Source organism: uncultured Microbacterium sp. (genome assembly GCF_963521695.1).
GTDB lineage: Bacteria > Actinomycetota > Actinomycetes > Actinomycetales > Microbacteriaceae > Microbacterium.
The window spans coordinates 1-10,137 of sequence record NZ_CAUQWC010000119.1 but is presented as its reverse complement, the minus strand read 5'-3'; the positions used below and the strand labels follow the sequence as shown (position 1 = coordinate 10,137).

Genomic DNA, 10,137 nt, shown 5'->3' with positions numbered 1-10,137 from the left:
GCCCGCCGCATCGTGCCGGCACGCACCGCCGGCCACATCGCCCGGCCTGATGCTGAGCGGTGAGCCTTACCCGCGCGCCCGCGCTCTGGCACGGGTGACGCTCGAGAGTGTCGCACGCACGGGCTGGCCGAGGTAGATGCCGAGCGACGCCCCCACGGCGAGGGCGATGCCGATGGTCGCAGCCCCCGCGAGGGTCGTGACACCGGTCATGAGCACGGCTGCGTCGTCGCCCGACTCCACGATGCCGAGCAGTCCGCGGAACACCGCGGCACCGGGCACGAGCGGAAGGATGGCGGCGGTCGTGATGGCCACCGACGGCACGTGCAGACGGTAGGCGACCACGATGCCCGCGAAGCTCCCGATGAATGCGCCCACACCGCTGGCGGCGGCCACCTCGAAGCCCAATGCCGTCGCGCCCACGTACCCGGCCCACGCGACGAGGCTGAGGGCTGCGGAGACGACGATTATCCGGGTGCCGGCACCGTTGTAGACGGCGACGGCGACGGCGATCACGGCGGCGCCGACGAATTGCACGGTGAGGGGTCCCAGCGGCAGGGCGCTGGACGGCGGCGACATGCCGAGCCCGATGACGCGCACGGTCTCGAGTCCGGCCAGGATGCCCAGCACTACACCGAGGGTCTGCGTCGTGAGTTCGAGGATGCGCCCGGTCGCGGTCAGCGCGAACCCGTCGATGGCATCCTGTGCCGCTCCCACCACGGTCAGTCCCGCGAGCATGAGCACGATCCCGGATGCCACGATCACCGACGGGCGGACGTCTGCGGCGGCATCCAGACCGGTGTAGCGCAGCAGGGGAGAAAGGGCGGCGACGACGGTCAGCACGAAGCCGCCCGCGATCTGAGCGAAGAAGTACGGCACCCGCGCACGGGCCATCACGTGCTGGGTCGTGGCGGCCAGGGCTGCCGCGATGAACGACAGCACCAGCGCGAGCCAGTTGGCGCCGAACATGATCGCGACGCCGGCGGCGAGCGAGGCCTGCGAGACGATCACGATGGCCGGGCGGTAGCGGAACGGCAGCCGCCTGATCGCGCGGCAGCGGGCGATCGCGTCGTCGAGGGCGAGTCCGCCGGTGACCTCGGTCACCAGTGCCTGCAGGCGCTGGAGCTTCGCGTGATCGGGCACCGACCCGCGAACCACCCTCAGCAGGGTGGTCGGGTGGTTCGCCCCCGGGCGGCTGTGCGCGATGGTGATCGAGTTGTACGTCACGTCGACGTGCACGGGGTCGAGCCCGTACGCCCCACACACGCGCACGATCGTCAGGGTCACCTCGTTCGCGGGCGCTCCGACGACGAGCATCGTCTCGCCGATGCGGATGGCGAGGTCGAGGATGCGGGTGGCCAGCGCCTCGTCGATGACCGGGAGGAGGGTCGTGTCGAGGGATGCCGCGTCGGCCGTGTGGGTGAGGCGACGCAGCGAGGACAGCCAGTGGCCGGGGGTGAGCGGCATGTGATCGCTCCAGGGGGAGGGGGTGGAACCCGTCGATCCTAGTCGTGACCGCTCGGGAGCCGGCCCGAGAGCGCACGAGCGGTCGCAGGGCGGGATCGTGGATCATGTACGGGCGCGTATACGGCGTTCCGTAAGATGAACCCTCGGGCGCGGCATCCGGGCGCCCCGTCGTGGTATTCCGACGCACGCCCCTCCCGGGAGTTCTCCTCATGGCTCTGATCGTCCAGAAGTACGGCGGCTCGTCCGTCGCCGACGCCGAGAGCATCAAGCGGGTCGCCAAGCGCATCGTCGACACGCGTCGCGCCGGTCACGAGGTCGTCGTCGCGGTCAGCGCCATGGGCGACACCACCGACGAATTGCTCGATCTCGCAGCGCAAGTGGCGCCGATCCCCGCGCCCCGCGAACTCGACATGCTGCTGTCCAGCGGTGAGCGCATCTCGATGGCTCTGCTGGCCATGGCCATCCACTCGATGGGGTTCGAAGCCCGCTCGTTCACCGGCAGCCAGGCCGGCATGATCACCGACGCCACGCACGGCGCGGCCCGCATCGTCGACGTCACCCCCGTACGTCTGCGCGAGGCGCTGGATGAGGGCGCGATCGTCATCGTCGCCGGCTTCCAGGGCTTCAACCGCGATACCCGCGACATCACGACGCTCGGCCGTGGCGGTTCCGACACGACGGCCGTCGCGCTCGCCGCGGCTCTCAAGGCCGACGTGTGCGAGATCTACAGCGACGTCGACGGCATCTTCACCGCCGACCCGCGCGTCGTCCCCCTCGCCCGCAAGCTCGCCCGCGTCGGTAGCGAAGAGATGCTCGAGCTCGCCGCCAACGGCGCGAAGGTCCTCTACATCCGTGCGGTCGAGTACGCGCGTCGCCACGGCGTGCTCATCCACGCGCGTTCCACCTTCAGCTCGGGCGAGGGCACCTGGGTGCTCGACGCCTCGAAGACCTCACCGCTCGTCCCCGAGGGAGACACCATGGAAGAGCCCATCGTCGCCGGCGTCGCCACCGATCTCAGCCAGGCGAAGATCACCGTCATCGGCGTTCCCGACGTCCCCGGCAAGGCCGCCGACATCTTCAAGATCGTCGCCAAGTCGGGCGCCAACGTCGACATGATTGTGCAGAACGTCTCCGCCGCCGCGACGAGCCGGACCGACATCTCGTTCACGCTGCCCAAGACAGATGCGGCGACCGCCCTCCGCGCGCTCGCCGCCGAGCAGTCCGAGGTCGGGTTCGAGAGCCTCGTGCACGACGACCAGATCGGCAAGCTGTCGGTGGTGGGCGCCGGCATGCGCACGCACTCCGGTGTTTCGGCCACGCTGTTCGAGGCGCTGAGCATGGCGGGTGTCAACATCGAGATGATCTCGACCTCCGAGATCCGCATCTCGGTCGTCGTGCGCGGCGTCGACCTCGCCGAGGCCGCTCGCCTCGTGCACACCGCGTACGGTCTCGACGGCGACGACGAAGTGACCGTCCACGCCGGTACCGGTCGCTGACGCGGCGCCTCATCCGCAGCCCCACCCACCGCCGCCCGGGCTCGACCGCAGTAGCGCCGGGCGCCCGGGTCCCGCATCGCGCGGACACAACACAGGACTTCCCCTCTCCGCTACCTCGCACGACGGTGGATTCCCGCCGATCTGGGGCAGCGGAGCGACAGTTCTCCTGCGTTCTGCCGCTCTGCTCCACGCCCCACCGCTGACCGCGCTACCCTGACCCGAACGCCGTCGTCGCGGCATCCGCCCCCGAACACCCGAGGTACTTCGCATGACCCGCATCTCTGATTCCGGAATCTCTCTCGCCGTCGTCGGCGCCACCGGCCAGGTCGGCACCGTCATGCTCGAGATCCTGAGCGAGCGGTCGTTCCCGATCCGCGAGCTGCGCTTGTTCGCTACGGCCCGTTCGGCCGGCACCGCGATTGACTTCGGGGGCCACTCGGTGATCGTCGAAGACGTCGCCACGGCCGACCCCGCGGGTGTCGAAGTCGCGCTCTTCTCGGCTGGCGCCACCGGCAGCCGCGCGCACGCCCCGCGCTTCGCCGAGGCGGGCGCGCTCGTCATCGACAACTCCAGCGCCTGGCGCATGGATGCCGAGGTGCCCCTCGTCGTGAGCGAGGTCAACCCGCACGCGATCGACCAGGCCGTGAAGGGCATCGTCGCCAACCCCAACTGCACCACCATGGCCGCTATGCCCGTCCTCAAGGTGCTCGACGCCGAGGCGGGTCTCGAACGCCTCATCGTCAGCACCTACCAGGCAGTAACAGTCTCCGGCCTCGCCGGGGCACGGGAACTGCTCGGGCAGGTCGAGGGAGTGCACGCGCAGGGCGACGTGGAACGCCTCGTCCGCGACGGTTCGGCGCTCGACTTCCCCGCGCCCGAGAAGTACGTCGCACCTATCGCCTTCGACGTCATCCCCTTCGCGGGCAACCTCGTCGACGACGGCCTCAACGAGACCGACGAAGAGAAGAAGCTGCGCAACGAGAGCCGCAAGATCCTCGAGTTGCCCGACCTCCGCGTCGCGGGCACGTGCGTCCGCGTCCCCGTCTTCACGGGCCACTCGCTCAGCATCAATGCGGAGTTCGCCCGCGACCTCACGCCCGAGCGCGCCCGCGAGCTCCTTGCCGACGCTCCTGGCGTGCAGCTCGAAGAGGTGCCGACGCCGCTGCAGGCCGCCGGCACCGACCCCAGCTACGTCGGCCGCATCCGCGCCGACCAGTCTGCGCCCGAGGGCAAGGGTCTCGTCCTGTTCATCAGCAACGACAACCTGCGCAAGGGTGCGGCGCTGAACGCGGTGCAGATCGCCGAGATCGTCGCGCAGAAGCTCTCCGCGCGCGTCTGAGCAGACGGCATCCGGATGCCGTGAACCGGGGTTGTCTCGACATCGAAGCGACCGATCTCTCGATGTCGAGACACCTCACGGCTCGCACCTAGAATCGTCGAGTGACTGAAAACGTCGATGTTCTCCTCATCGGTGGCGGCATCATGTCCGCCACTCTCGGCACGCTGCTGAAAGACCTTCAGCCCGATCTGAAGATCGCGGTGCTGGAGCGCTTGAGCGACGTCGCGCAGGAGAGTTCGAACGCCTGGAACAACGCCGGCACCGGCCACGCCGCGCTGTGCGAGCTCAACTACACGCCCGAGAGCAAAGACGGCGTGATCGACCCCGCCAAGGCGGTCACGATCAACGAGCAGTTCCAGCAGAGCCGTCAGCTGTGGGCGTCCCTCGTGGCCGAGGGGGTTCTCGACGAGCCGTCGACGTTCATCAACGCGACCCCGCACATGACGTTCGTGCGGGGTGAGAAAGACGTCGCGTTCCTCCGCAAGCGTTACGAGGTGCTCAAGCAGCAGCCTCTGTTCGCGGGCATCGAGTACAGCGAAGACTCCCGCGTGATCAACCAGTGGGCGCCACTGTTGATGCAGAAGCGTCGCAAGGGAGAGCCGTTCGCTGCAACGCGTGTGCCCGCCGGCACCGACGTCGACTTCGGCTCGCTCACGCGGCAGCTCTTCGCCAACCTCCGGGAGAAGGGCGTCGAGGTCGTCACCAATCACGACGTCAAGAAGCTGAAGAAGCAGAAGGACGGCACCTGGGAGGTCTCGTATCGCCACGTGATCGGCGGCACTCCGGGCTCGATCAACGCCAAGTTCGTCTTCGTCGGCGCGGGCGGCTGGGCGCTGAAGCTCCTGCAGCGATCCGGCATCCCCGAGATCAAGGGGTACGGCGTCTTCCCGATCGGCGGGCAGTGGTTGAAGACCTCGAACCCCGACATCGTGTCGAAGCATCAGGCGAAGGTCTACTCGCAGGCCTCGGTCGGAGCCCCGCCCATGTCGGTGCCTCACCTCGACACGCGCGTCGTCGACGGCGAGTCCGCCCTGCTCTTCGGCCCGTTCGCCACCTTCAGTCCCAAGTTCTTGAAGAACGGCTCGATGCTCGACATCGTCACGCAGGTTCGCCCGCACAACATCGGGCCCATGCTGAAGGTGGCGATTGACAACCCCAGCCTCATCAAGTACCTCGTCGGTGAGCTGCTCAAGACGCACGCGAAGAAGGTCGACAGCCTCCGCGACTTCATGCCCACCGCCAAAGACGAGGACTGGGAGCTGCTCGACGCCGGTCAGCGCGCCCAGGTAATGAAGCGCGACAAGGCCAAGGGCGGCGTGCTGCAGTTCGGCACGGAGGTCATCACCTCGGAAGACCGTTCGATCGCAGGGCTCCTCGGTGCCTCCCCGGGCGCCTCCACCGCAGTCTCGATCATGCTCGGTCTGATCAAGACCTGTTTCCCCGAGCGCATGCCCGCGTGGGAGCCGCGCTTGCGCGACCTCATCCCCAGCTACGGCGAGACGCTCAACACGCGCCCCGAGGTGGCTCGTAGAGAGTTGGATGCCACCGCTCGCGCGCTCGCGATCAACCCCTGAGGCGAACGTGGCGAAGCTGTACTTCCGCTACGGGGCGATGAATTCGGGCAAGTCCACGGCCCTGCTGCAGGCGGCGTACAACTACGAGGAGCGCGGTCAGCGCGTGCTGCTGGCCAAGCCCGCGATCGACACCAAGAGTGCAGGCCAGATCGAGAGCCGTCTCGGGGTGACGCGTGCGGTCGACTTCCTCGTCGGCCCCGAGGAAGACCTCCGCGAGGTCTTCCAGGCGGCCGCCGGACACGCGCCCGTAGCCTGCTTGCTCGTCGACGAGGCGCAGTTCTTCACCCCCGCGCAGGTCGACGACCTTCTGCGCGTCGCCGTGCTCGACGGCATCCCGGTGCTCGCCTACGGCATTCGCACCGACTTCCGCACCGAGGCCTTCCCCGGTTCGGCACGACTGCTCGAGATCGCTCACAGCCTCGAGGAACTCAAGACCATCTGCCGGTGCGGTCGCAAGGCGATCTTCAACGCCCGCCTGGTCGGCGGTCGCTTCGTCTTCGACGGCGATCAGGTCGCCATCGACCAGGGGCAGATCCAGGGCGAGGTCACGTACGAGTCCATGTGCGCCGTCTGCTACCTGCGCGAATCCGGCGGGCGGCTCGACGGGCGCTGATCTCGTCATCGGTCTCGCGGGGCCGATGCTCGCGGGCGGTGTCGCCGCTGACCGATAGCCTGGGTGCATGCGCGTACTCCTGGCCGGCGGTGCCGGTTACATCGGAACTCACACGGCCGTGGCTCTGCTCGAGGCCGGCCACGACGTCGTCCTGCTCGACGACCTGTCGGGGACGCACGCCGTCGCCGCCGAACGGGTGGAGCAGATCACCGGAAAGCCCGCGCCGCTGGTCGTCGGAGACGCCGCCGATGACGACATCGTCGCCGCCGCGTTCGACGAGCACGGCCCGATCGACGCGATCATCCACCTCGCCGCGTTCAAGGCCGTGGGCGAGTCGACGCAGAAGCCGCTGGCGTATTACTCCAACAACCTCGACACCACGTTCGCCCTGCTGCGGGTGGGTCTCGCCCACGGCATCCGCTCGTTCGTGTTCTCCAGTACGGGAACCGTCTACTCCGATCCGGCCGACCTGCCGTTCACCGAGGAGTCGAGCACGAGCGTCGACCTCTCGAACGCGTACAGCAAGTCCAAGCGCATGAACGAGGTCGTGCTCGCCGACGTGGCGCGGGTGAACCCCGAGCTCAACGTCACGGTCCTGCGCTATTTCAACCCCGTGGGTGCACACCCGTCGGGTCTCATCGGCGAAGATCCCGCCGGCATCCCGAACAACCTGATGCCCTACGTCTCGCGCGTCGCGATCGGCACGCTCGATGAGATCGGCGTCTTCGGTGACGACTACGACACCCCCGATGGCACGGGCCTGCGCGACTACATCCACGTCGTCGACCTCGCCGAGGGGCACGTCGCCGCCCTCGAGCGCGCGCAGCCCGGACACCAGGTGTTCAACCTCGGCACGGGCCGCCCGGTGAGCGTGCTCGAGCTCGTCGCATCCTTCGAGAAGGCGGTGGGCCACGACCTGCCGAAGAAGATCCTCGACCGCCGCCCCGGTGACGTCGCCGCCACGTACTGCGACCCGACGAAGGCCGGCGAGCTGCTGGGGTGGCGTACGCGCCTGTCGATCGACGACGCGTGCCGCGATTACTGGAACTGGCAGACCACCAACCCCGCCGGGTACGTCACGGCGGCCGACGCCTGATCAGCCGCGCGTAGGGTGGTGTGGTCCGGCCACATCTCACGACCGGTCGAACAGGGGATGCCATGGCCAGCACCGCACCGCGCGCGTGGCAGATCGTCCTCGAGCGGATCGAGAGCGATCTCCGCGACGGGCGTCTGACGGCCGGCGACCGGCTGGTACCGGAACGAGAACTCGCGACACAGCTCGGCGTCGGCCGATCGAGCGTGCGCGAAGCGGTGCGCGTGCTCGAGGTGCTCGGCGTCGTTCGCACCGCGACCGGCTCGGGGCCCACGGCGGGGGCCATGATCGTCACCACCCCCCGCGGAGGTCTCGCGGCCTTCCTGCGGCTGCAAGTGGCGGCCAACGGCTTCCCCCTGGCCGACGTCGTGCGCACGCGCATCGTGCTCGAATGCGACGTCGCTGAGCGCCTCGCGCAGGCGGACGTCGACCTTTCCGGCGTTCACGACGTGCTGGGGGCGATGGATGCCGACGGCCTCACAGCCGAGGACTTCCTCGCTCTCGACGCGCGCTTCCACCAGACCCTCGCCGAAGTGTCGGGAAACGCCGTGATCTCGGCCATGATGGCCGGACTCCGCAGCTCCATCGAGGCGTACACGGGGGCGGGCGCCTCCCGCCTGGACGCGTGGCCTACGGTGGTGGACCGGCTGCGGCGCGAGCACCGGCACATCGTCGACGCGGTGTCGCGCGGCGAGGCCGACGAGGCACGTGACGCCGTTCGCGCCCACATCACCCGCTACTACACCGAGGTGGCGCAGGCTCAGCGTGCCGACGCCGCCGATTCCGCCATCGTGACCACCGCCTGAGGAGGGCCCCGTGACAGATCGACCCGCGCGTCCGCCGCGTCCCCAGCACATCCTGCACGTCGTCTCGACCGAGCGACTGAGTCCGCACCTCGTGCGCATCCACGCCCGCGGCGATGACCTCGCCGCGTTCCGCGAGAGCCCGCACACCGACCGCTACGTGAAGATCACCTTCGCCAAGCCGGAGCTCGGTCTCGAACCGCCGTACGATCTCGCCGCGCTCCGCGAGACTCTCGCTCCGGAAGACCTCCCCGTGACGCGCACGTACACGGTCCGCGCGGTGGACGGCGATCAGCTCACCATCGACTTCGTCGTGCACGGAGACGAGGGCCTGGCCGGCCCCTGGGCTGCGCGCGCACAACCCGGCGACCGCCTGGTGGTGTCGTCGCCCGGCGGCGGATACGCACCCGAGCCCGCCGCCGCTTGGCACTTGTTCGCCGGTGACGAATCGGCGATCCCGGCCATCGCGGCGGCTCTCGAAGCCCTGGCACCGGATGCCACCGGGGTGGCGTTCCTCGAAGTGCAGACCGCTGACGAGCAGCTCGATCTCGTCGCCCCGGCCGGGGTGCGCATCGTGTGGGTGCACCGCGGCCGAGCGGAGGCCGGTGCGACCCCCGTCCTGGCCGACGCGGTGGGCGAGTGGCATCCGTCCGACGGGCGTGGTCAGGTGTTCGCACACGGGGAGCGCGAGAGCACGAAGGCGCTGCGCGACATCGTCTTCGGCCGGTGGGGGCTCGCGCGCGACCAGGTGTCGCTGTCGGGGTACTGGGCCTACGGCCGCACGGAAGACCGCTTCCAGGCCGAGAAGCGCGAGCCGATCGGTCAGATCCTCTGAGGTCGCCGTGTCCACCTCGGATGCGCAGAGCAACTCGAGGGCCGGCCGGACGGCGAAGTTGTCGGGCGGTCGGACGACGTGCTGTTCCCCGTATCTCGATGGCGAGGTCGCTGAGCTTGTCGAAGCGACGGGGACCCGTGCAGCGGCGACCCCGGGCGCGGCGTCAGCCGCTCAGACCTGGGAGCGCTCCGCAAGCGTGGGCAGGAGCTTCTCGAGGAACGCGGCGGTGTCTTCCCATCCGTGCACGGCCTGGCACTCGACGCCCATGGCGAGCACCGGGTAGTCGTTGCCGTCGGGGTCGAGGCGGTCGCCCACGAAGAGCATGTCGTCGAGCGGGATCCCCGTGGCGTCGACGAGCTTGTTCATGCCGTAGGCCTTGTCGATGCCACGGTGGGTGATGTCGACCGACGTGGACCCGCCCGATCGCACCTCGAGGTCGGGGATACGGGCGGCCACCGCCTCACGCAGACTGTTCTTCTTCTCGCCGGTGGGGTCCCATGCCATCTTCGCCTCGAGGGGAGCGGACTGCCCGAGGGCCGAGAAGGTGATCTGCGAGCCGCGGTCCTCGAGGATGTCGCCCCAGGGCTCGGCCTCCCAGAGGCCCAGTCGCTCGGCTTCTTCGCGGACGGCCGACAGTGCGCGCTGCTTCTCGTCGTCGGTGAGGGAATGGGCGTAGACCGTCTCGACGCCCTCGGCGGTCAGGCGGTAGTACTGCGTGCCGCAGGTGGGCATGAGGTGGAAGTGCGCCAGCAGTGCGGGCGAGGCCTGCGGCAGACGCTCGACGACCTGCGTGCGGAACTGCTGCAGCTGTCCTCCCGAGATGATCGCGACCTCGACGCGCTCCGCCAGGGCGAGCAGCAGATCGCCGATGCGGGGGTCGATGGCCGACTTCGACGGGGCGAGGGTGTCGTCGAGGTCGA

Annotated in this window: 9 protein-coding genes; 7 read left to right on the top strand and 2 right to left on the bottom strand. The window is 69.1% G+C overall.

What is annotated here, in order from left to right; translation table 11 throughout:
• Nucleotides 1–66: 66 nt before the first annotated feature.
• Nucleotides 67–1,464: a threonine/serine exporter family protein gene (locus tag RWP81_RS10050; RefSeq protein ID WP_314455642.1), complete on the bottom strand. Its 1,398-nt coding sequence runs from the start codon at nt 1,462–1,464 to the stop codon at nt 67–69.
• Between the two features lie 209 nt (nt 1,465–1,673).
• On the opposite strand from RWP81_RS10050, the gene RWP81_RS10045 reads away from it, so the two are divergent.
• From RWP81_RS10045 to RWP81_RS10015, 7 genes are all read left to right on the top strand, one after another.
• Nucleotides 1,674–2,960, top strand: a complete 1,287-nt coding sequence (locus RWP81_RS10045; protein WP_055956374.1) for an aspartate kinase — start codon at nt 1,674–1,676, stop codon at nt 2,958–2,960.
• Nucleotides 2,961–3,228: 268 nt separating this feature from the next.
• Nucleotides 3,229–4,299 carry an aspartate-semialdehyde dehydrogenase gene (locus RWP81_RS10040; protein WP_314455639.1) on the top strand — a complete coding sequence of 357 codons (1,071 nt, stop codon included), beginning with the start codon at nt 3,229–3,231 and terminating at the stop codon, nt 4,297–4,299.
• A gap of 101 nt (nt 4,300–4,400) precedes the next feature.
• Nucleotides 4,401–5,873, top strand: a complete 1,473-nt coding sequence (locus RWP81_RS10035) for a malate:quinone oxidoreductase (RefSeq protein ID WP_314455636.1) — start codon at nt 4,401–4,403, stop codon at nt 5,871–5,873.
• A gap of 7 nt (nt 5,874–5,880) precedes the next feature.
• Entirely contained in the window at nt 5,881–6,486 is a 606-nt protein-coding gene (locus tag RWP81_RS10030) for a thymidine kinase (RefSeq protein ID WP_314455634.1), read from the top strand.
• A 67-nt stretch (nt 6,487–6,553) separates the two neighbouring features.
• Nucleotides 6,554–7,582, top strand: a complete 1,029-nt coding sequence (galE, locus tag RWP81_RS10025) for a UDP-glucose 4-epimerase GalE (protein WP_314455631.1) — start codon at nt 6,554–6,556, stop codon at nt 7,580–7,582.
• Between the two features lie 62 nt (nt 7,583–7,644).
• Nucleotides 7,645–8,385, top strand: a complete 741-nt coding sequence (locus RWP81_RS10020) for an FCD domain-containing protein (RefSeq protein ID WP_314455628.1) — start codon at nt 7,645–7,647, stop codon at nt 8,383–8,385.
• 10 nt (nt 8,386–8,395) lie between these two features.
• On the top strand, nt 8,396–9,217 hold the full coding sequence (locus RWP81_RS10015) for a siderophore-interacting protein (protein WP_314455624.1): 822 nt from the start codon (nt 8,396–8,398) through the stop codon (nt 9,215–9,217).
• A gap of 171 nt (nt 9,218–9,388) precedes the next feature.
• Here RWP81_RS10015 and RWP81_RS10010 read toward each other — a convergent pair.
• Nucleotides 9,389–10,137: HAD-IIB family hydrolase (locus RWP81_RS10010; RefSeq protein WP_314455621.1), on the bottom strand; the 749-nt coding region annotated here is incomplete at its 5' end.

Coding starts and splice junctions, on each gene's coding strand:
- RWP81_RS10050 (WP_314455642.1), bottom strand. CDS start 1,464: ATGCCGCTCACCCCCGGCCACTGGCTGTCCTCGCTGCGTCGCCTCACC.
- RWP81_RS10045 (WP_055956374.1), top strand. CDS start 1,674: ATGGCTCTGATCGTCCAGAAGTACGGCGGCTCGTCCGTCGCCGACGCC.
- RWP81_RS10040 (WP_314455639.1), top strand. CDS start 3,229: ATGACCCGCATCTCTGATTCCGGAATCTCTCTCGCCGTCGTCGGCGCC.
- galE (WP_314455631.1), top strand. CDS start 6,554: ATGCGCGTACTCCTGGCCGGCGGTGCCGGTTACATCGGAACTCACACG.
- RWP81_RS10020 (WP_314455628.1), top strand. CDS start 7,645: ATGGCCAGCACCGCACCGCGCGCGTGGCAGATCGTCCTCGAGCGGATC.